The organism is Kitasatospora sp. UYEF31, assembly GCF_057291755.1.
Window position 1 is genome coordinate 66,826 of the sequence record NZ_JBXAWK010000016.1, and the last position, 20,870, is coordinate 87,695.

Here is a 20,870-nt window from a genome sequence, read left to right on the forward strand (position 1 = left end):
ACGGAGTCAAGCACTGGTATCATGTTCCGGTGAACTCCACCGAGAACGTCGATACGATCCAGCGGGCGCTGGAGACCCTCCTGCGGCGGCACGCCAGCCGCCGGGTGTACGCCCGCCAGGCGGAAGCGGCCGGTGCCGGCATCTCCCAGCCGGCCTATGTGCTGATGCGCAGGATCAAGAAGTCCGGGCCGATGCCGATGGGCGAGCTCGCCCGCCGCACCAACATGGACCCCGGCGCCACCGCCCGGCAGATCGGCCAGCTCGAGCGCGACGGCTACGTCCGGCGCACGCCCAGCCCCGACGACGGCCGCGTCAGCGTAGTGTCGCTCACCTCGCGCGGCGACGCCGTCCGCCGCAAGGTCGCCGCCGTCCTCGACCAGCACCTCAATGAGATGCTGGGCAAGTGGGAGGAGTCCGAACGTGAGGACTTCGCCCGCCTGCTGACCAAGTTCGTCGAGGACATGGCGCAGAACGACCTGCACCCCACCTCGGAGGATTAGGCGGGGAAGTGGCCGGAACACTGCTCCGGACTGACTTCGCCGGCGGCGTCGCCGCCCTCACGCCCGACCGCCCCGACCGGCTCAACGTCTTCTCCGCGGCCATGGGCCGGGCGATGGGCGAGGCCTACGCCCGGCTCGACGCGCATTCACACTGGACCCTTCCCCGTACGGTGAGCAGGGCGGTCGCCGCTGACCTGCTGCTCAACGGGCGGACCTCCAGCGGCCGTGAGGCCGTCGAACTGGGCGTCGCCTCACGCTCGTTGCCCGCTGACGAAGTCCTCCCCGCCGCGCTGGTCACTGCCGCCGAGAACGCCAACGCCAACACCAACGCCAACACCAACGCCGGCGAAGGCGAAGGCGAAGGTGCCACAGCCACCTGAGGCGTCACAGCTTCCGGAGGGAAATTCACAAAGGGGCTCCGGATGACAGCGCTGCCGAAACTTGACGTGATGGCCGCCGGCGCCGACCTGCGCACGATGCAGGAGATCGCCCGCACCGCCGAACGCGTCGGCTTCGACGGACTGTGGCTGACGGAAGGTGGCCGGACCGCCTACGGTGCGGCCACCGCCGCCGCGCTCGCCACCGGCGGAGGCACCAACGGACCCACGGCCGGGCCTGGCGGCGGGCTCACCGTCGGCACCGGCATCGCCGTCGCCTTCGCCCGTAGCCCCATGGTCAGCGCGCAGGCCGCCTGGGAACTCTCCGAAGCCACCGGCGGCCGGTTCATCCTCGGCCTGGGCACACAGGTGCGCGCACACGTCGAGCGCCGGTACAGTGCCGAGTTCGACCGCCCCGGGCCCAGGCTCCGGGAGTACGTCGCCGCTGTCCGCGCCATCTGGCGGGCCTTCCGCGGCGCGGAACGCCTGCGCTTCGACGGGGACTTCTACAAGTTCTCGCTGCTCACTCCGGAATGGTCGCCCGGCCCGTCCGCGCACGCCGACCCGCCCGTCTACCTCGCCGGGGTCAACCCGTGGATGCTGCGGATGGCCGGCGAGGTCGCCGACGGCCTGCACGTCCACCCGCTGCACAGCATTTCCTACCTGAACGATGTCGTACGGCCTGAACTGGCGGAAGGCGCCCGCAAAGCCGGGCGCGCGGTCGAGGACATCACCCTCGTCTGCCCCGTCATGACGGCGGTCGGGGACACCGACGAGGAGATCGCCCGGCAACGGGACAAGGCCAGGCTGCGGATCGCCTTCTACGCGTCGACCCCCGGGTACACGAAAGTCCTGTCCCAGCACGGCTGGGAGGGCATCCAGCCCACGCTGGCCCGGCTGTTCGCCACCAAGGACACGGCCGGCATGGCGGCGCAGATCACCGACCCGATGCTCGACGAGTTCCTGCTGTCGGCCACCTGGGACGAACTGCCGGAGCTCTTGGCCGACCGCTACCGGGGCACGGCCGGTCGCGTCGTGTGTTACTCGGCGGTGGGGGACTGGCGGGCGGCCGACGGTTCGGTCTCCGCGCCCGCCGTGGAGCGCTGGGCGCAGGTTGCCGACACGTACAGAAGACTCGCGTAGGTAAGATCACGATGACCGAAATCATGCTTATGGAGCGCGAATAACCAGGATTTCGGTCATCGTGATCTTCGTGTCGCCCCGTTACGCAGAACTTGGCCGGACGAGGCCCGACTCGTACGCGTACACCGCCGCCTGGGTGCGGTCCCGCAACCCCAGCTTCACCAGGATCCGGCTGACATGGGTCTTCACGGTCTGCTCAGCGAGCACCAGATGGCCGCCGATCTCCGCGTTGGAGAACCCCTGTGCGATGAGGGTGAGGACTTCGGTCTCCCGTTCGGTGAGGCTGCCGACGCGGTCCTTCGCGGGCGCCCGTGGGGCGCCCATCCGGGAGAACTCGGCGATGAGACGCTTGGTGATGTTGGGGGCGAGCAGGGCGTCACCGGCCGCCACGACCCGTACGGCTTCGGCCAGTTGGTCGGCTGACGCGTCCTTGAGCAGGAAGCCGGAGGCCCCCGCGCGCAACGCCTCATAGACGTAGTCGTCGAGGTCGAACGTGGTCAGCACCAGGACCTTGACCGTCGAATCCGGGTCTGCGGAGATGCGGCGGGTGGCCTCGATGCCGTCGAGCTCCGGCATCCGGATGTCCATGAGGATGACATCAGGCCGGAGTTCGGCGACCCGGGCGACCGCTTCGAGGCCGTCCACCGCCTGCCCGACGACCTCGATGTCGGGCTGCACGTTCAACAGCACGGTGAAGCCCTGACGGACCATCATCTGATCGTCGGCGATCACTACCCGGATGGTCATGTGTCCTTGCCCTCCTCAGGGATTTCCGCTTGACCTGCCGCTCGGCCTCCCGCCTGGCACCTGGCCTCCCGCCTGGCCTGCAACCGGCAGGAATGCAGTCACTTCGAACCCGCCGCCGGGAGTGGGCCCGGCGGCCAGTTCGCCGCCCAGCATGGCAGCGCGCTCACGCATGCCGAGCAGCCCGTGCCCCGCGCCCGGCGACAGCGGCGCCGCCTTCTCCGGCGGGGTGTTCACCACCCGGATCTGAACACTGCGCTCCGCATACTGGATCCACACCCGGACCGACGAACCCGGCGCGTGGCGAAGCGCGTTGCTCAACGCCTCCTGCACGATCCGGAAGGCGGACAGTTCGACACCGGGCGGCAACGGCTCCGCCGGACCGGTGCTTTCGACCGTCACCGGGACCCCGGCGGCGCGGACGTTCTCCACCAGCCCGTCGAGCCGGGCGAGGGTCGGCTGCGGGGCCGTGGGAGCGCTCTCCTCCGCCCGCAGCAGCCCGAGCACGTTGCGCAGCTCCGCGAGGGCTTCGAGCGCGTTCCCGCGGATGCCCGCGAGGTTCTCCTTCAGCTCCTCGGACGGATTGTCGACCAGGTGCACGGCGACCTGCGCCTGGATCGAGATCACCGACATGTGGTGCGCGACCACGTCGTGCAGCTCCCGGGCGATCCGGCCGCGTTCCTCCAGGAGAGTGCGCCGCCCCCGCTCCTCGGCGGTCAGGACCTCCTGCTCCGTGAGCAGGTTCTCGGCCTCGCGCCGGCTGCGCAGCGAAGAACCGACGACCACCACGACGGTGAACAGGATGAAGGCGATCAGCGCGCTCGAAGCGTAGCCGCGCCCTCCCCACAACACGGCGACGACCGTCCACAGCACGTTCAGCAGCAGAGCTTCGACGGCGACTCTGGTCCGCACCCGCAGAGTGAGGAGGAAGAGCACGGCGACGTGGCTCCAGATCCCGGCGCTGGTCCAGGGCCAGGTGTCCTGCTGGGGCACGTGCGGGAGCGCCGGCTGCGCGGTCACGGCCGTGGTCGCTGTCGCCATCGCCTGCGCGGTCACGACCATGGTCGCGGTCGACAGCCACCAGGCGGCCGCCGGCCGGCGCAGGGCTATGAGGAGGGCCAGCGCGCTCGCGGTGGCCAGCGGCTGGCTCAGCGCGCCGCCGATGCCGTAACTGGAGTACAGATCATCCTCACTCACGCGGAGCAGGATGAGGGCGTAGAGGACGATCAGGGTGTGCGGCAGCCAGTTGACCCACCGCGGCCCGGTCTTCATCCGCGGCAGCGGCAGGGAGCTGAAGTCGGTCAGGTCTTCCCACGCCGTGCTGAAGGCCGGGCCGACGGCCCGGAGCGGGTTCCTGCGTGTCCTCTGCACAAGATCAACCTTAAACACGGCTGCCGGCCGCGGCCTTGACAGGGCGTCGGTTCCGGGATTGTTCGAACGTACGGAAGGCTCCCCAGCACACGCCCAGCGCCAGGGCGAACACCGGCAGCCAGCAGAGCCTGGCGGCAACCCATCCGTACCCGTCGGGTGTGGTGTGCAGTCCGGGCAGCGTCCCGAAGCGCAGGCCGGTGGTGGTCACCGCCATCATCGCGGTCTGGTGCCACAGGAAGACGGTCATCGCGGACAGGTTCACCACCGCGACCGCAGCCCAGGCCGCCGGCCGCCGCAGCACCCGGCGCAGCGGGCCGAGCAGCAGTAGCGCGAGCCCGCACTGGGCCAGCCCGAAGGTGACCGCTGCGAGCGTCGGCGGGTTGAGGTTGGACACCGCCGCGCCGGGCACCCCGACCATACTCGCCGGGTAGCCGCCCAAGCGGACGAGGGTGACCGTCGCGATGACTCCACCGGCCAGCAGCGCTAAGGCAGTTGACTTCCTGATGTCTCTGCGCGCCCAGGCCGCGCCGAGGCAGTAGGGGACCAGCCAGCCCGCGAACACATTGACCCAGCCCAGCTGTTCGGGTCCGTCGAGGCCGAAGCGGACCAGGTCCACGGCACCCACCACGGCCAGCGGCCACACCGGGTTCAGCCGGGTGACCAGCGGGGTCAGCGCCGTCAACGCGGTGAAGACCAGCAGGAACCACAGCGGGGACAGAACCAACGTCAACAGCGTTCGTACGGTTTGCAAGCCGACGCCTGTCACCAGCAGGCCCGCGGTGACCACGGCCCACAGGCCGAGCACCGCCGCGACCGGTTTGAACAGCCGCAGGAGCCGCGCGCCGAGCCACCTGCGGTAGCCCGTCCCGCGGGCCCGTGCCGTGGCATAGCCCTTCGCCCCGACGTGCCCGCCCACCAGGAAGAAGTCGGCCAGGGTCTGGAACACCCAGGAAACCGGCGTCAGTTCGGGCAGGAGCCGCAGGGGACTCGTGGCCCGCAGTCCGCCGTCCTCGTTGACCGTGATGGCGGTGACCAGCCAGTGGCCGAGGACGACCCCGAGGATCGCGAAGGCCCGCAGGGCGTCCACCGCGCGGTCCCGGTCCGGCGGGGTCGAAGCTTCTATCGTCCGTACGAGGGAACGCATTTCAGCCATGGGAGGCCTCCGGAGCGCGGCCCAGCGCGATGCGGGCGAGGTTGTGCAGAGACAGGGAGCCGGGCTTGAGGTAGTCGCTGTGGCCGCCGTCACCGGCCGCGAAGGGCAGGGCCCCGAAGTCCGCGGACGCCGGGTCGGCGCCGAGGCCGAGGGTCACGCCGAAGAGGCTCAGGCGCACGTGCGGGATGTCCGCGATCCAGTCGCCACCGCCCCGGCCGACCAGGACGCGGGCCGGTGTCCGGAGGTCGTTGACAGTGTTCACGCCGGCGCCTGGACTTCCGTACAGAACGATGTCGTCCACGGTCAGACCGGGCGCGGCGCGCCCGCAGACCACCGAACCGTACGAATGGCACAACAGTGCGATGCCGGCCCCCGGCGTCGCGGCATGCAGCTCCTGGACGAGTTTCCGCAGGTCCGGAGCCGCATGGTCGGCTGACCCGACGCTCAGGACGTCGGTGCTGACCGTGTCCGGGGTCGTGTACCCGAGCCAGGTGACCACGGCGACCGACGCCGCCGGGTCCTGGCGGCGCAGCTCATCGCGCAGTGCGACGGCACCGCCGCCCAGCCGCTTGTACGAGCCGCCGCCGTCGTAGGTGTCCAGATTTGTGTCCGAACCCGGAACGAGCACGGCCACCCTGCGGGCTGACGCCAGGTCACCGAGGACCTCCACGACCCGCCCGCCGCCCCGCCCGTCGAAGGACAGGAACTGCCGCCCCGGCTCCGTGAGCGCCCAAAGCCGTTCGGCCCGGCCGCTGGCACCGTCCGCCGCGGCCATCCGGGCCGCCTCGGCGATGTTGTCCCGGTTCGCGGTGTACCGCGCGCCGAGGGAGTCGGCGGAGACCGGCGCGAGCCGCGCCGGTGCCGGTGCCGGGACCGCGGGCCTGGCCGCCGCCGAGACCGGCACGACGACTGCGGTGCTGACCAGCGCGGCGAGCAGCCCGCGGCGCAGCCGGGTGAGGGAGATGAGGGAGGCGAGGGGGGCCTTCACGGCGGATCCTTCCGTTCCAGGTGGTGTGGCGTCCTGGGACGAAGCTATGGATCACGCTTTGTGGTCGGCGTCCCGCTGGGGAGGGCACCTGCGGCGTAGCCCGCAGGTATGACGGGGGTGACCGGGCGCTGTACCACCCGGCGCGGGTAGCGCGCGTTTCCGGACGGGAGAGCAGTCGTCGGTCCGCTGTCGGTCCGCCACGGAGTCCCCGGTGCCGATTGTGATCGGCGTCGTGCCCCGCGATTCACCTTCCGCAGCGAAAAGCCGTCATACATCCGCTTGCTGACGTTCTGTCATACGTGGCGGCGATCACAACTGATCACGAGATGGGCATGGGCGATCAGTGGCGCGCGAATTCTCTTCCCAAGCGCCGAGGTGATCTGTTAAACACTGTCAAGCAGTTCGGCCCGGCACGTCGGCCTCCGACGACGTGCGGCAGACGGTGCAGCGCTCATGAGGCGCCCCGTATCCGCTGGACCGTTTCCGCCCTCCTCAAAACCGCACCCACCGCATGACTGCGTGTCAGCAGACGACACGTGTCCGATGCGGCAGGTGTGGGACCCGGCGCCCCCTGCGCGCCGGGGAGATCCCGTCACCCCGCACTCAGCGCATCGCCCTGATGCGCCTCCGTACGAGCTCGAAAGGTCCGACGAACCATGTCTGAGACCCTCAGTAAATCCGGAAAGCCACCCGAGTCGGCTTCGGAGGACGTCACCGGCCGCCTCGAAGGTGCTTCGAAGGGCAAGCTGATCGCCGTACTGGCGACCATCGTGATGTTCGCCGAGGTTGTTCCGCTGCAGTACGCGATGGTGTCCACGGCCACCCGCGATATCGCCCCGTCGTTCCCCACGGCCGGTGACAACATCACCTGGATGACCGTGATGATCGCCCTGGTCGGCGGCGCGATCAGCCCGCTTCTGGGACGGGCCTCCGACCTCTACGGCAAAAAGAAGATCCTGCTCGGCTGCAGCTTCTCCTTCCTGGCCGGCACCCTGGTCTGCGCGCTCACCGAGAGCTGGGGCATGTTCCTGCTCGGCCGCGGCCTGCAGGGCGTGGCGTTCGCCATGACCGTCATGGTCTTCGGTCTGATCCGCGACCTGATGCCGCGTAAGTTCGTGCCGGTCGCCATCGGCATCTCCGCCACCGGCCTCGGCCTCTCCGCCGCCGTCGCACCGATCGTGGGCGGCCTGCTGACGGACCACTACAGCTGGCGTTCGCTGTTCTGGTTCCTGCTCATCTACATGATCGTGCTGATCCCGCCGCTGATCTTCCTGGTGCCGGAGACCCGGCTGCGGGTCAAGCAGAAGCTCGACTGGATCGGCTCCGTCCTGCTGGGCGGCGGCGTGGCGATGCTCCTGTGGTACGTCTCCAACGGTCAGCACTGGGGCTGGGGCAAGCCCACGTCGATCGCGTACGGGATCGGCGGTGCCGCCATGGTCGCCGCCTTCGCCCTGTGGGAGAAGAACACCAAGGACCCGATCATGGACCTGAAGCTGCTGACCAACCCCAAGGTCCTGGTGGTCGTCGCGATCGGCTTCCTGGCCAACATCCTCGTCGGTGTGCAGAACTACGCAACGTCCTTCATGGGGCTGACGCCCAAGGCCGCCGAGATGAAGCAGTTGGTCGTCATGGGTTCGGCGGCTGAGGCGGCCAAGCTGCAGGGATTGCCGGACCAGGCGATCCCGGCGATCGCCCAGCAGATGGGCCCGATGGCGGTCTTCAACGACCCGCTGTCCTACTCGCTCGGCTTCACCCTGCTGGCGCTGGCACTGCACCTGATGGTCTGGCAGTCGCTCGGCAGCATGGTCGCCGGTCCGCTGACCGGATACTGGTCGCAGAAGTCCGGCCTCCGGCTGCCGCTGATGGTGTCCCTCACCCTGATGACCACCGCCATGGTGATGTACGTCTTCATGCACGGCTCGTGGGTCCAACTCCTCATCTGTGGAGCGGTCTTCGGCATCGCCTTCGGCATGTACTACGCCGCCGCGCCCAACCTGATGATCGAAGCGGTGCCGCAGGACCAGCAGGGGGTCAGCTCCGGCATGCTGGTCGTCGGCCAGGCGTTCGGCGCGGCCGTGGGCACCGCCCTCGCCGGTGTGGTCCTGGCGGCGAACAAGTTCACCGTGACCTTCCCGCTCCCCACCGGTGGCACCAAGACCAGCCCGATCCCGGAGACCTACACCGAGGACGGTTTTGTCACCGGCTTCTGGATGCTGGCCGCCGTCGGTCTGGTCGCCATGGTGCTGGCCTTCTTCATGAAGCACGGCCGCAAGCCGGCCACGGGCGGTCTGGGTCACTGACGGTCGAGCTGACCGACGGTCGGCCTGACCGACGGTCGATCAGACTGACCGTCAACCTGACTGACGGTCAACAAGCAGTGGGGTCCCGGTTGTCCGGGGCCCCGCTGTTTTTGTCCGGTATGGATTCCGCCGCGTCGGACATGCACATCACGCCCATGAGGAGATCATTCAGGGGGATCTGTGCACATGACTGACGTGCGTGGGTTCAGATCTTCTCCAGCGCGGCAAGGACAAGAGCCGCCTGCTGTACGGGATCACCGTCGGCCGGGGTGAGCCGCAGCTCCGGGGCCTGCGGCGCTTCGTACGGTGCGGAGATCCCGGTGAAGTCGGAGATCTCCCCGGCCCGCGCCTTCACGTACAGCCCCTTGGGGTCGCGCTTCTCGCACTCCTCGATCGGTGTGTCGACGAACACTTCCAGGAACGGGAGTCCGCTGTCGCGGTGGAGTCCGCGTACGCGATCACGGTCGGCCCGGTAGGGGCTGATGACCGGGACGATCGCGACCAGCCCGGCGTCCGCGAACAGCCGGGCCACCTCGCCGACGCGGCGGATGTTCTCCGTACGGTCGGCTTCGCTGAAACCGAGGTCCGCGTTGAGCCCGTGGCGCAGATTGTCGCCGTCGAGCCGGTAGGCGGAAATGCCACGTTCCGTCAGCAGTCCTTCAAACGCCACCGCGACGGTGGACTTGCCCGATCCCGACAGTCCGGTGAACCAGACGGTGGCCCCGCGGGTGGCCCGATCCGCGCGGCTGATGCCGCCCTCATGCCATACGACGTTCTCGCTCATAGTGCCCAACGGTAGTGCGAAACACCGCTTGCACACGTGTCACCTGCACAAATGCACGCTGTAGTGACCGGCGTCACCACGGCGGGCCCTCCGAAAGTCATTGACCCTGTCTAGTTGTCTTCCTAGCCTGTGGACACACTCCGACGGACCGTGACAGAGATGTCACCGGCATAGGCAATGGAGATATTTCGTGGAATTCGGCGTTTTCATCCAGGGGTACGTCCCCAAGTTCCGGCGCGAGGGCAACCCCAACGCCGAACATGAAGCGATCATGAACGAGCTGGCGTACTGCGTCGCGGCGGACAAGGCGGGCTTCAAGTACGCCTGGGTGACCGAGCACCACTTCCTCGACGAGTACTCGCACATCTCCGCGAACGATGTGCTGCTCGGCTACCTCGCGCACGCCACGAAGAACATCCACATCGGCTCGGGCATCTTCAACCCGCTGCCGCAGGTGAACCACCCGGCCAAGGTCGCCGAGCGGGTCACCACGCTCGACCAGATCACCCAGGGCCGCTTCGAGTTCGGTACGGGCCGCGGCGCCGGCTCGCACGAGATCCTCGGCTTCCTGCCCGGCATGGAGGACATGTCCGGGACCAAGGAGATCTGGGAAGACGTCATCCGGGAGTTCCCGAAGATGTTCATGCAGGACGAATACCAGGGCTACAAGGGCAAGTTCTGGGAGCTGCCGCCCCGCAAGATCCTCCCGAAGCCGTACGGCGGCTCGCACCCGGCCATGTGGTACGCCGCCGGTTCGCCGCAGTCGTACGAGATGGCGGCCCGCTACGGGCTCGGGTGTCTCGGCTTCTCGGTGGGCGACGCGGAGCAGGCCGAGAAGGCCGTGAAGCTCTACAAGGACAACATCCAGTACGCCGAGCCCATCGGTGACTTCGTGAACGACAACGTGATGATCTGCTCCACCGGTTTCGTGTCGGAGACGACGGAAGAGGCCGTGCAGAAGGCGGTCAAGTCCCGCCCGATGTACCTCACCTCGAACGTGTTCCGCTACCACGACACGTTCCCGCACCCCGAGGGCATCCCGTACTGGCCCGAGCTGATCGAGGACGTCAACGCGGACATGGTCCGCGCGGCGGCCGACATGGGCGCGTTCATCTGCGGCGACCCCGACACCGCGATGAAGGCCATCCGGGAGTTCGAGGCGGCCGGCGTCGACCAGTTGGTCCTCGGCCTGGGTGTCGACGACCTCGAGGGCACGATGGAGACCATCCGGCTCTTCGGCGAGCACATCATCCCGAAGTTCGACAAGGACCCGGAGCACCGCACCACGAAGTTCCGCAAGGCGGCGGCGGCCCGCAACGCGGCAGCGGCGGGCAACGCCTGATCGTCCGTACCGCATACGGGGCTGGGCCCACTCCGTTCGGAGTGGGCCCAGCCCCGTATGCGACGGCGGGCAGCGGTTGCGCTCGACCAGGATGCACAGGTCGCCGCAGCCGACCCGGGCAGTGGCGTGGTCGATGAGGGTCGAGCCGCTGTCGGCGCCGGTGGTGACCACGTCGCCGAGATCGGAGGTACTGAGTGCGATGCGGTCGATGTCGTGGTCGGCCAGTCCGCTTAGCAGATCAAGGAGACGGCCGAACCCCGGGTGGCCCTGCCGCGCCATCCTGGCCACGACCGCGGACACGTTCTCGCCGGTGCGGCGCAGATTCACATCGCGGTGTGGGACGTACTGACGCATCAGATGCGGGACAGGATCGAGATGGAAGGTCCCGCGCAAGGCTGACAGCATCAGTTCCGCGGCGGTCAGTACGTCTTTCTCACCGACTCTTTTGCCTGGCACACGTAGTGGAAGCTGGGAGGTCACCAGACGGGATGAGCGCAAAGACGTGTATGGACCGGGTCCCTTACGGCCGTCAAACCAGCTGACCGGAAGCTCACTGTGGCTTCCGTCGGGAGCCTCCACGTCGAGAAGGACCTTGCCTCCTCGCCCGGTCGGCCCGGTCAGCCGCTCATGGACGATCTGCACCTCCGGTGTCACCCTGACCGTCACGTCCAGCCTGATCGGTCCCCGCTCCGAGCCGACCGTACAGCCGAGGGTGAATTGGTCCATCCCTGCGGAACGCAGCCTTCGAGCCCGCCACGGATCGGGCCGGCGGCACCTTGTCGGGAGTTCAGAGCGTCCCGGATGTCATCCCCCCGGGCCAGCCGTGACAGCACCTCAAGCCCGTCCAGCGTGTTGGACTTGCCGCTGCTGTTCCGGCCGATGAGCAGCGTCAGCGGGGACAGTGGCAGGACCTCGTCGTGGAACGACTTGAACGCCGTGAGCCGCAACTCCTGGACGACGGCCTGATCGGATGCTTGGCGCATCGCTTCGGACACAGTCATCAATTTACCCACAGGGCGGCGGGGAGCCGGGGAACGACGGGTGCCGCCGACCTGCTGATGCCGGGGACACCCGATTTTCCGGACGTACGGAAGGCTCCGTGCGAAAACGCGCCGGGCCTTCCGTACGGCTGAACTCTTGCTATGCGGAAGCCGCGACCGGTTCCGCGCCGGTGGTCCCAGCCGCGGGCTCGGTCTTCTTGGCCTTGCCCATCGTCGCCTCGGCGTCCTTGTCGTTGATCAGCAACGACAGACCGGCACCGACAAGTGAGGCGATCGCGGCGGCCCAGAACCCGGTGCGGTAGGCGTCCAGGTTGGCGACCGGACCGGCGGACGACGTCGTGAACGCGCCGACGGCGGAGATGACCGTACCGACGATCGCGACACCGAGCGCCGAACCCAGCTGGCGCTGGGTGTTGAACAGGGTCGACGCGCGGCCGTTGTCCTCCGGCGCCACCTTCGCGAACGCCGCGGCCTGCATCGGCGTCCACACGTTGGACATGCAGAAACCGGTGAAGAACAGCATCGCGAGGATCGCGGCGGTCGGGGTGTCCTGGTCCATCGTGCTCAGCAGCACCGCGCAGACGGCCACACCCAGCATGCCGGCGAACATCGGCCGCTTCGGGCCCAGCTTCGGGTAGATCCGGGACGCCAGCTGCGTTCCGGCCATCACGCCGAAGGCCTCGGGGAAGGTGTGCAGGCCGGTCTTGAGCGCCGACCAGTGGAAGGCCTGCTGGCACAGGAGCGGGAACACGTACAGCACCGCCATGAAGGCGATACCGCCCAGCATCGACACGAGGTTGGCGGAGACGAACAGCTTGTCCTTGAACAGGCGCAGCTTCAGCATCGGTTCGGGGATGCGCAGTTCGACCACGACCATGGCGGTGAGCAGCAGCACACCGGCGACGCCGGTGGAGATGATCAGCGGGCTGTCCCAGCCCTTGCCCGCGCCCTCGCTCAGCGAGTACATGAGTGCCGCGAAGCCCGTGCCGGCCAGCAGGAAGCCGCGGATGTCGAAGCGGCCCGGGGCCTGGTGGTGGTGCTCCTTGAGGAACACCGCGCCGAAGACGAGCGCGGCCAGGCCGATGGGGACGTTGATGTAGAAGACCCAGCGCCACGAGGCGTTGTCCACCAGCAGGCCGCCCAGGACGGGCCCGGACGCGGGGGAGATCGCCGTCGGGATGATCAGGATCCGGGAGACGCGGACCCGCTCCTCCTGCGGATAGACCCGGAACAGCATGGCCATGCCGACCGGCATCATCATGCCGCCGCCGACGCCCTGCAGGATCCGGAAGAGGACCAGCTGATCCAGGCTCTGCGCCGCGCCGCACAGCGTCGAGGCGACGGTGAACAGGGCCAGGGCGAAGAGGAAGACCCGCTTGGTACCGAACCGGTCGCCGACCCAGCCGGAGGCCGGGATGACCACGGCCTGGCTGACCAGGTAGCCCACCGCGATCATGCCGAAGTCCTCGGACGACGCGTGGAACTGCTTGCCGATGGACGGCAGGGCGACGTTGAGGATGGTCACGTCGAGGATGGCGACGAACATGGCCGCGACGAAGACGATCGCGACGACGACCTTCTGCGACATGCGCGGAGGGGGTGCGGCTGACTCCTTGTCAGTACTTTCCACGGGTATGGATTGCGGCGACATAAAGCGGGTCTCCGGGGTTCTGAACGGCCGTGGCCAATGTTCCTCAGTGGTGGAGGGCGACCCGCCATTATCTCCGTAAAAACCTAGTAGTCACTAGGTTTTTAATGTTCAGTGCGGCACAGCGCTGTGCGGCACAACCTGGCACAGTGCGGCACGGCACAGTAAGGCGCGGCACGGTCAATGACAACGGCGACGGCCCGGGAGAGTGCTCCTCCCGGGCCGCCGCTGCGTCCGAGGACTCAGTACGTGATCAGTGCTGCGCGTCCGGGTCCCGGCCCGGCAGGCCCAGGCTCGCGCACGCCTCGTCGTACTGGCGCACGACCTCGGCGCGGACCTCGCGGCGTTCGGTCAGCTCGGTGAGCCACGGCACCCGCACGGTCTCCCGGGTGCCGTCGGCGGCGGTGACCAGGTAGTCGGCACCGAGCGCGTCGAGGTCCGTCATCGTCGCGCCGACGGCGGCCGGCCGGCCGCCCAGGCCGCGCACGATGACCAGGCAGTCCTCGGGATGGTCACCGTTCATGTGGGCGCTGATCGCGGTGACGACGTCGGGGCCGAACGTGCTGTCGCTCATGGGAACCTCAGGTCTGCTTCGGGCGGGGTGGGGCTGGTGTGCCGCTCAGAAACCGCGGCGACGGCGCGGAATCACACCGTGTTGCGCCGCTGCGACAGCTTCATCAGGACACTCGCCACGCAGAGGAACACTGCGACGCCGAGGATGATCCAGCCGAGCGTCGCGGCGGTCGGGCCGTCGTCCGACTTCTTCTCAGCGGTGTGCTCGGCCGCGGCCCCGCTGTCGTGCCCGGAAGCAGCGGGTGCGCCGGCCGGCGGTGCGGCGGCCATGTCGGGCAGCCCCGCGGCGATGCCGCCGGTGAAGCCGACCGGCAGCAGGGCCTCCTGGCTGCGGTCCCGCGGATTGTCGCTGCGGCTCGTCGCCACCGTGCACTTGGTGGTGAGGCAGTCGGTGGTGCCGAACTTCGCGACCGCCTTCAGCTCGACGGTGAACGCGCCGGACACGTCCGCGGTGGCCGCCTTGTAGTTGGCCATGTCACACGCGCGGCCCGGCCCCTTGCTCATGTCGCACACGGTGACGAACAGCGGAGTGCCCGCCGCGTAGCCCGAACCCTTGACGGTGAGCGTCTCACCCTCCGGGTTCAGGCCGGTCGGCTTCGCGGCGGCCAGCGCCGGCTTGCCGCCTTCGGCGAAGGCCTTGTCCTGGCTGCCCAGGACCAGCCACGACAGGAGCAGGGTCAGCACGGCGGCGGCGCCCGCGAAGGTGCGTCGCGGGGAGTGCGCAGAAGTCATGGTCGTCCTTCGAGCAGCAAATGAGCCAGGTGAGGCTATCCTAATCTGGAGGCGATGCGAGGTGGCCGTCGACCCCCGCCGATATCGTGCCGACAGAATGTCGGTAACTTCTTGACTCCACCGTATGGAGCAACGCAGACTGCGGTCAGACCGCACATTCACGCCGCCGTCGTGCGCGGCGGAGCCACCCGTGCGCGTTGTTCCGACACACCGCCATGCCCCGGCAGAGCCGCAGACCCCACTGCGCCTGAGGGCTGCATCGCCTGAAACGAGGGGGAACCCCTGATGACGACCCAGCCTGAAGCCGTCGAGCCCGAAGCCACCGAGGGTACGACCGGGCCGGAAGCCCCCAAGGGCTTCCACCAGGTCCTGCGCGAGCGCTCCTGGGCGCACCACCAGAGCGCCGAGGGGTCCGGGTTCCTTGACCTGCTGCTCAAGGGCGAGCTCAACCGCGACGCCTACACAGAGATGACCGCCCAGCACTACTGGATGTACGAAGTCCTCGAAGAGGCCGCAGCGGTGCTGCGGGAGAACGAGATCGCCGCCCCGTTCAACCCGGTCGAGCTGACCCGCCTCCCGGCGCTTGAGCGTGACATGCGTTTCCTCGCCGGTGCCGACTGGAAGACCAGGCACCCGGCCAACCCGGCCAACGTCCGCTACCGCGAGCGCATGCGGGAGATGTGTTTCGACTGGCCCGGCGGCTTCGTCGCGCACCACTACACCCGCTACCTCGGCGACATGTCCGGCGGTCGGTTCATCGCCAAGCGCATGCGCAAGCTCTACGACCTCCCCGCGGTCCAGGGCAGCGAGTTCTACATCTTCGACGCGCTCGGCGACCTCGACGAGTTCAAGACCGGCTACCGCGCCGCCATGGACAACGCCCCGTGGGACGCCGAAGAGCAGGAGCGGGTCATCCTCGAGGTCCTGTGGGCCTACGAGATCAACGGCGCCGTGCTCAGCGACTGCGGCGCGGACATGGACAAGTTCCGCACCGGAGTCGTCAAGAAGACCGCCTGAGCTGCTGTACGGAACCACCTGAACGGAAAAGCGACAGGCGGGGCGTACGGTACTGACCGGACGACTCGCGGCCCTGGACCGCAGACACCCCTACCCGGGGTCTGCGGTCCACGGCGTGTAAGAAACAGGAGAGGGCTGGTCGATGGCGGTCTACGCGCTGCGCCGCATCCTGGGCGTGGTCGTGGTGATGTCCGCGGTCGTCACGGGGATGTTCTTCCTCCTGCACGCCTCCCCGGCCAGCCCGGTCAACCAGCTCAGCCCGCAGGTCGCCGCCGACCCGGCCGCCCGCGCGGCGGTCGAACACCGGATGGGACTCGACAAGCCGCTGCCGCACCAGTTCACCGACTATGCCGCCGGACTCCTGCGCGGCGACTTCGGCAACTCCCTGTACGACGGCTCGGCGGTGGGCGCGCAGATCGGCAAGGCACTGCCGGTGTCCCTCGAACTCGGCCTGCTCGCAGCCCTGCTCGCCCTGGTCCCGGCAGCGCTCGCCGGGACCTGGTCGGCGCTGCGCCGTGGCCGGTCCGCCGACCGGGCGATCGGTGTGCTCACGGTCGCCGCACTGTCGGTCCCCGGCTACTGGCTCGCGGTGGTGTGCCTGGTCCTCGTCGGGCAGGACCACCCCGACCTGCTGCCCAACGCGGGCGGATTCATCGCCTTCGGCACCGACCCGGCTGCCAACCTGCGGGTGCTGCTCCTGCCGTCGGGCGTGCTCGCCCTGGCCGCTTTCGCGATGCTCACCCGTTCGGTGCGCGGCGGGTTGTCCGAGGCGATGGACAGTGACCACGTACGGTTCGCCCGCGCGATGGGCGGCTCTCCCCTGTTGGTGCTGCGCCGGGTGGCGCTGCGTGGTGCGCTCGCACCCACCCTCGCGGTGGCCGGGGTGCTGATCGGCGGCCTGTTGTCCGGCACCGTCCTGGTCGAGAGCGTGTTCCAGATCCCCGGGATCGGCCAGTTGATGACAACCGCGTTCCAACGCCAGGACTACCCCCTCGCGCTCGGCGGCTGCGTGGCCACCGCGGTGGTCTTCCTGTCGCTGAACCTCTTTGTCGATCTGGTCACGATGCTCGTCGACCCCCGGGTCAGGCAGGGGGAGACAACGTGAAAAGCAGGCTCACTCTGTGGGTCGGCGGAGCCTGCGTCCTGCTCTACCTCACGGTCGCCACATTCGGCCGCCTGCACGGCAGCCCGACCGCACTGGTCGCCCCGGGACCCGAAGCACCTTCCGGCGCACACCCCTTCGGCACCGACCACCTCGGGCGCGACCTGCTCGCCCGGACCGCCGAAGGTGCCTGGACCTCCCTGCTCATCTCCTTCGGCGCGATCGCTCTGGCGGTCCTGGCCGGCACGGCGATCGGTGTCCTGGCCGGATTCCGGCACGGCGGACGCCTCGACACGCTGCTGATGCGTACGGTCGAAACCGTGCAGGCACTGCCCCAGTTCATCTTCGTCATGTTCGCCATCGGCCTGACGGGCACCAAGGACATCGACCTCGGACCCTGCACCGTCGGCAACGGACTGCGCGTGGCACTGGCCATCGGCGTCGGATTCATCCCGTACTTCGCCCGGATCGCCCGCGCGGCCACCGTCGTGGAGATGCAGGAGGACTACGTCGCGGGCCTGCGCGGGCTCGGCGTGCCCCGCCGGGAGATCCTGTTCGGGGAAGTCCTGGTCAACGTGTGGCCGCCGGTCCTCGGTCAGGCCCTGCCCGCGATCGCCGTCGCGGTGTTCGCCGAAGGCGGCCTGAGCTTCCTCGGCCTCGGCGTCGCCCCGCCGCACGCGACCCTGGGCAACCTGATCGCCGACGCCGGCGGCCAACTGCTGGGCGGCGACTGGTGGTACGCCGTACTGCCCGGCACCGTCCTGATCCTGGGCATCCTCGGTTTCAACCTGCTCGGCGACGGGCTGCGCACCGGCCCGGCACCGGGGAGAAACACGCCGGGGAGAAACACGCCGGGGAGAAACACGCCGGGGAAAAACGCGGCGGCAAAAAGCGGAGCAGTGGACAGCGCGGAAGTGGAAAGCACAGTCGCGACACCTGAAAGCGTGAAGGAGAACATCCAGTGACCGGTCTCGACCGCCGTGGTTTCCTCGGCCTCGCGGCGCTCGCCGCAGGCGGGCTGATCACCGGCTGCGCCGGCTCCTCCGACTCCGGTTCCCGCGTCACCGACCGGCACAAGGACGGCATCCTGCGCATCGGTGTCGCGTCCGCGCCGAGCAACCTGAACCCGCTGGACTCCGGCTCCGAGATCACCCGGTGGATCGCCGAACCGGTCATGGAGTCGCTCTACGCCTATGACGACAAACTGACTTCCGTGCCGCTGCTCGCCGTCGGCGAGCCCGAGGTCTCCGCGGACAAGCTCGCCTGGACCATCCGGCTCAAGCCCGGCGTGACCTGGCACAACGGCGACACCTTCGGCGCCGACGACGTGGTCGCCACCCTCGGGCACATGATGGACATGTCGTCGGGCAGTGAGTGGATCACGTACATGATCGGTTACGTCCAGAGCTTCGAGAAGGTCGACGACCTCACTGTCCGCATCAAGCTCTCCAAGCCGTACGGACTGCTCCGCTCACACCTGACGAACCTGCCCGTCACCCACAAGGCGTTCGCGTCCCGCAAGGACACGATGATGGGCACCGGACCGTACAAGCTCGACAAGTTCACCGCCGGGCAGAGCTTCACCATGTCGAAGTTCGACCGCTACCACGGGGGACCAGGCTCAGCGTTCAAGGGCATCGAGTACACGGTCTTCACCGACCCGAACACCCGCGTCGTCGCGCTGCGCCAGGGCAAGGTCGACCTGATCACCGACCCGGCGAACGCCACCTTCGACACGATCACGAAGGACAGCTCGCTGAAGCTGGTCCTCGCCGAGGCACCGCTCGACGTCCTGACCTACGTCAACGTGAAGCGCCCGCCTTTCAGCGACCCGAAGTTCCGCAAGGCCGTCGCGGTGTCGATGGACCGGCAGGGCGTCCTCGACCGGGTGTACGGCGGGAACGGCCTGCCGGGGCAGGGGCCGATCGGCCCCGGCGAACTCGGCTACACGAAGACCGACGTCTATACCCCGGCTCCGGACCTCACCCAGGCCCGCGCGCTGCTCGCCGAGGTCACCGGGCCGAAGTCGTTCACCCTCACCGCCGGCGCGAACCAGACCGTGCGGGACATCGCCCAGGTCCTCGCCGCGGGCTGGGAGAAGGCCGGCATCAAGGTCACCATCGAGCAGTTGCCCGGCGGACCCTGGTCGCAGAAGTGGATGTCGCGCGACTACGACATGCTCATGAACACGTTCTCCTCCGGCTTCACCTCGGGCCCGGCCAACTACCTGACACTCGCCCCGGCGTCCTCCACCAACATCCTCAGCTGCGGATATGTGAACCCGGAAGTCGACAGGCTGATCGACACGGTCTGGCAGACCTCCGACGAGGCCGAACGGACCGCCGCGCTGACGAAGGTGGACGGCATCCTCGCCCGGGACGCGGTGATCTTCCCGCCCGTCTACCCGAAGCTGGCCGTCGCCCAGCGCGCGGAGCTCAGCCCCGTCGACCAGGGACAGCTGCGGATCAGCCGACTGGCGCCGCAGCGGCTGAGCTTCACGTCATGACCGGGCGGCAGCCCCTGCTGCGGGTCGAGGACCTCTCAGTCACCTACGCCGGTGACGTGCGGGCCGTCCGCGGAATCTCCTTCGAGATCGCGCCGGGTGAAGTGTTCGGCCTGGTCGGCGAGTCGGGGAGCGGTAAATCGACGGTGTGCGCCGCGCTGCTCGGCCTGCTCCCGGACGGGGCCGCGCGCACGGCGGAGCGGCTCGACTTCGAGGGCCGGTCGCTGACCGGCCTGGGCGACCGCGAACTCCAGCGGATCCGCGGGCACCGGATCGCGTACGTCCCGCAGCAGCCGATGACCGCACTGTCGCCCACCACCGCCGTCAGCCGCCAGCTGCGCTGGTACCTCGGCGCGAAACTGGACGACCCCGCGACGCGGGAACTCCTGTACGACATCGGCCTGGGCCCGGTCCTCGACCGGCCGCGCGACCTGCCCGCGAAGTTCTCCGGCGGCCAACTGCAGCGGGTCGTCATCGCGATCGCCGCACTCTCGTACGAGCCGACCCTGCTGCTCGCCGACGAGCCGACCACCGCCCTGGACCCGACCGTCCAGGCCGACGTCCTGAAGATGCTGCTCGACCTGCGGTCCCGGCTGGGCCTCGCGGTCCTCTACGTCTCGCACGACCTGGGCGTCATCGCGCAGGTCTGCGACCGCGTGGGTGTGATGACCGGCGGGGAGCTGGTGGAGACCGCACCCGTGCGGGAACTCTTCGGCGCACCGGAGCACCCGTACACCCGAGGACTGCTGGCCGCCACGGCCGTCGCCGGGCCCCGCCCCGCCACCGTCCCCGCTGACGTGTTGCTGAGTGCCGGGAATCTCGTACGGGACTTCGCCGCGGGCACCTGGCGCTCCAAGAAGACCGTGCACGCCGTCGCGGACGTCTCCTTCACCGTGGGGGAGGGGGAGGTGCTCGCACTCGTCGGCGAGTCAGGCTCCGGCAAGACCACCGTCGGCCGGCTGCTCGCCGGGCTGCTCGAACCCACATCCGGTGCGCTGGTCCTGGACGGCGTGAGCCTGCCCGCGCTGCGCACCCCCGGGCAGCGGCGCCTGGTCCAGTTGGTGACCCAGAACCCCCGCTCCGCGTTCAACCGGCGCCGCACCCTCCGGCACGCCCTGGACCAGCCGCTGCGGGTCCACAACCTGGCGGACACCGGGGCCGGACGGGACAAGCTGGTCGTCGGGATGGTGGACCGGGTCGGGCTCAGCCCTGGACTCCTGGACCGGCTGCCGCGTGACCTCAGCGGCGGTGAACTGGCCCGGATGGCGCTGGCCAGGGCCCTGCTCGTCCGGCCCCGCCTGCTGGTGCTCGACGAGCCGACGGCGGCGCTCGACGCGAGCGTGAAGGTCACAGTGCTGGACCTGCTCGCGGAGCTGCGGGACGCCTACGGCCTGGGGATCGTGCTGATCACCCACGAAATCGACGTCGCCACGCGGCTGGCCGACAAGGTCGCGGTGATGTACGGCGGGCGACTGGTGGAGTCAGGCCCGGCGGAGGATGTCCTGCTCCGCCCGGCGCACGAGTACACCCGTACGCTCCTGGGCAGTGCTCAGGCGGCCCGCGTCGCGGGCTGACCTGACCGGACCGCGGCG

Annotated in this window: 19 protein-coding genes; 10 read left to right on the forward strand and 9 right to left on the reverse strand. The window is 68.9% G+C overall.

Translation table 11 applies throughout. The features are described 5' to 3' along the window. The first annotated feature begins 29 nt into the window (after nucleotides 1-29). From AC0Z36_RS10855 to AC0Z36_RS10865, 3 genes are read left to right on the forward strand one after another with little or no spacing between them, the layout of a single operon-like run. Nucleotides 30-500 (forward strand): MarR family winged helix-turn-helix transcriptional regulator, encoded by a 471-nt coding sequence (locus tag AC0Z36_RS10855; protein WP_485462563.1) that lies wholly within the window; start codon nucleotides 30-32, stop codon nucleotides 498-500. A gap of 8 nt (nucleotides 501-508) precedes the next feature. Continuing rightward, complete coding sequence (locus tag AC0Z36_RS10860; protein ID WP_485462564.1) at nucleotides 509-880, forward strand: hypothetical protein; 372 nt, start codon at nucleotides 509-511, stop codon at nucleotides 878-880. A gap of 42 nt (nucleotides 881-922) precedes the next feature. Then, the gene (locus AC0Z36_RS10865) at nucleotides 923-2,020 is read left to right on the forward strand and encodes a TIGR03617 family F420-dependent LLM class oxidoreductase (RefSeq protein WP_485462565.1); all 1,098 of its coding nucleotides are present in this window, start codon (nucleotides 923-925) and stop codon (nucleotides 2,018-2,020) included. An 81-nt stretch (nucleotides 2,021-2,101) separates the two neighbouring features. On the opposite strand, the gene AC0Z36_RS10870 is transcribed toward AC0Z36_RS10865, so the two are convergent. The 4 genes from AC0Z36_RS10870 to AC0Z36_RS10885 are packed head-to-tail and all read right to left on the reverse strand — an operon-like array spanning nucleotide 2,102 to nucleotide 6,276. Next, complete coding sequence (locus tag AC0Z36_RS10870; RefSeq protein ID WP_485462566.1) at nucleotides 2,102-2,767, reverse strand: response regulator; 666 nt, start codon at nucleotides 2,765-2,767, stop codon at nucleotides 2,102-2,104. A gap of 15 nt (nucleotides 2,768-2,782) precedes the next feature. Then, nucleotides 2,783-4,135, reverse strand: coding sequence for a sensor histidine kinase (locus tag AC0Z36_RS10875; protein WP_485462567.1), 1,353 nt, complete (start codon nucleotides 4,133-4,135; stop codon nucleotides 2,783-2,785). 10 nt (nucleotides 4,136-4,145) lie between these two features. Further along, the gene (locus AC0Z36_RS10880; protein WP_485462596.1) at nucleotides 4,146-5,279 is read right to left on the reverse strand and encodes an acyltransferase family protein; all 1,134 of its coding nucleotides are present in this window, start codon (nucleotides 5,277-5,279) and stop codon (nucleotides 4,146-4,148) included. 1 nt (nucleotide 5,280) lies between these two features. Further along, entirely contained in the window at nucleotides 5,281-6,276 is a 996-nt protein-coding gene (locus AC0Z36_RS10885; protein ID WP_485462568.1) for an alpha/beta hydrolase, read from the reverse strand. 656 nt (nucleotides 6,277-6,932) lie between these two features. On the opposite strand from AC0Z36_RS10885, the gene AC0Z36_RS10890 reads away from it, so the two are divergent. After that, nucleotides 6,933-8,576 (forward strand): MFS transporter, encoded by a 1,644-nt coding sequence (locus tag AC0Z36_RS10890; protein ID WP_485462569.1) that lies wholly within the window; start codon nucleotides 6,933-6,935, stop codon nucleotides 8,574-8,576. A gap of 205 nt (nucleotides 8,577-8,781) precedes the next feature. On the opposite strand, the gene cysC is transcribed toward AC0Z36_RS10890, so the two are convergent. Then, nucleotides 8,782-9,360: an adenylyl-sulfate kinase gene (gene cysC / locus AC0Z36_RS10895; protein WP_485462570.1), complete on the reverse strand. Its 579-nt coding sequence runs from the start codon at nucleotides 9,358-9,360 to the stop codon at nucleotides 8,782-8,784. A gap of 190 nt (nucleotides 9,361-9,550) precedes the next feature. Between cysC and AC0Z36_RS10900 the strand changes: the two genes are divergently transcribed. After that, nucleotides 9,551-10,702 carry an LLM class flavin-dependent oxidoreductase gene (locus AC0Z36_RS10900; protein WP_485462571.1) on the forward strand — a complete coding sequence of 384 codons (1,152 nt, stop codon included), beginning with the start codon at nucleotides 9,551-9,553 and terminating at the stop codon, nucleotides 10,700-10,702. Between the two features lie 662 nt (nucleotides 10,703-11,364). Here the strand turns inward: AC0Z36_RS10900 and AC0Z36_RS10905 are convergent. From AC0Z36_RS10905 to AC0Z36_RS10920, 4 genes are all read right to left on the reverse strand, one after another. Beyond that, on the reverse strand, nucleotides 11,365-11,697 hold the full coding sequence (locus AC0Z36_RS10905) for an AAA family ATPase (protein ID WP_485462572.1): 333 nt from the start codon (nucleotides 11,695-11,697) through the stop codon (nucleotides 11,365-11,367). A gap of 145 nt (nucleotides 11,698-11,842) precedes the next feature. After that, nucleotides 11,843-13,291: an MDR family MFS transporter gene (locus AC0Z36_RS10910; protein WP_485462573.1), complete on the reverse strand. Its 1,449-nt coding sequence runs from the start codon at nucleotides 13,289-13,291 to the stop codon at nucleotides 11,843-11,845. A gap of 313 nt (nucleotides 13,292-13,604) precedes the next feature. Beyond that, nucleotides 13,605-13,925 carry a DUF2470 domain-containing protein gene (locus tag AC0Z36_RS10915; protein ID WP_485462574.1) on the reverse strand — a complete coding sequence of 107 codons (321 nt, stop codon included), beginning with the start codon at nucleotides 13,923-13,925 and terminating at the stop codon, nucleotides 13,605-13,607. Between the two features lie 71 nt (nucleotides 13,926-13,996). After that, on the reverse strand, nucleotides 13,997-14,656 hold the full coding sequence (locus tag AC0Z36_RS10920) for a neocarzinostatin apoprotein domain-containing protein (protein ID WP_485462575.1): 660 nt from the start codon (nucleotides 14,654-14,656) through the stop codon (nucleotides 13,997-13,999). A gap of 285 nt (nucleotides 14,657-14,941) precedes the next feature. On the opposite strand from AC0Z36_RS10920, the gene AC0Z36_RS10925 reads away from it, so the two are divergent. The 5 genes from AC0Z36_RS10925 (at nucleotide 14,942) to AC0Z36_RS10945 (ending at nucleotide 20,852) form a co-directional block, all read left to right on the forward strand. Continuing rightward, the gene (locus AC0Z36_RS10925) at nucleotides 14,942-15,673 is read left to right on the forward strand and encodes a biliverdin-producing heme oxygenase (RefSeq protein WP_485462576.1); all 732 of its coding nucleotides are present in this window, start codon (nucleotides 14,942-14,944) and stop codon (nucleotides 15,671-15,673) included. Between the two features lie 142 nt (nucleotides 15,674-15,815). Continuing rightward, the gene (locus tag AC0Z36_RS10930; RefSeq protein WP_485462577.1) at nucleotides 15,816-16,778 is read left to right on the forward strand and encodes an ABC transporter permease; all 963 of its coding nucleotides are present in this window, start codon (nucleotides 15,816-15,818) and stop codon (nucleotides 16,776-16,778) included. After that, the gene (locus AC0Z36_RS10935; protein ID WP_485462578.1) at nucleotides 16,775-17,740 is read left to right on the forward strand and encodes an ABC transporter permease; all 966 of its coding nucleotides are present in this window, start codon (nucleotides 16,775-16,777) and stop codon (nucleotides 17,738-17,740) included. Before AC0Z36_RS10930 ends, AC0Z36_RS10935 begins: the two co-directional genes overlap by 4 nt. Further along, nucleotides 17,737-19,281 (forward strand): ABC transporter substrate-binding protein, encoded by a 1,545-nt coding sequence (locus AC0Z36_RS10940; protein ID WP_485462579.1) that lies wholly within the window; start codon nucleotides 17,737-17,739, stop codon nucleotides 19,279-19,281. Before AC0Z36_RS10935 ends, AC0Z36_RS10940 begins: the two co-directional genes overlap by 4 nt. After that, nucleotides 19,278-20,852, forward strand: a complete 1,575-nt coding sequence (locus AC0Z36_RS10945; protein WP_485462580.1) for an ATP-binding cassette domain-containing protein — start codon at nucleotides 19,278-19,280, stop codon at nucleotides 20,850-20,852. The genes AC0Z36_RS10940 and AC0Z36_RS10945 overlap by 4 nt, the downstream gene beginning before the upstream one ends. The last annotated feature ends 18 nt before the right edge of the window (nucleotides 20,853-20,870 follow it).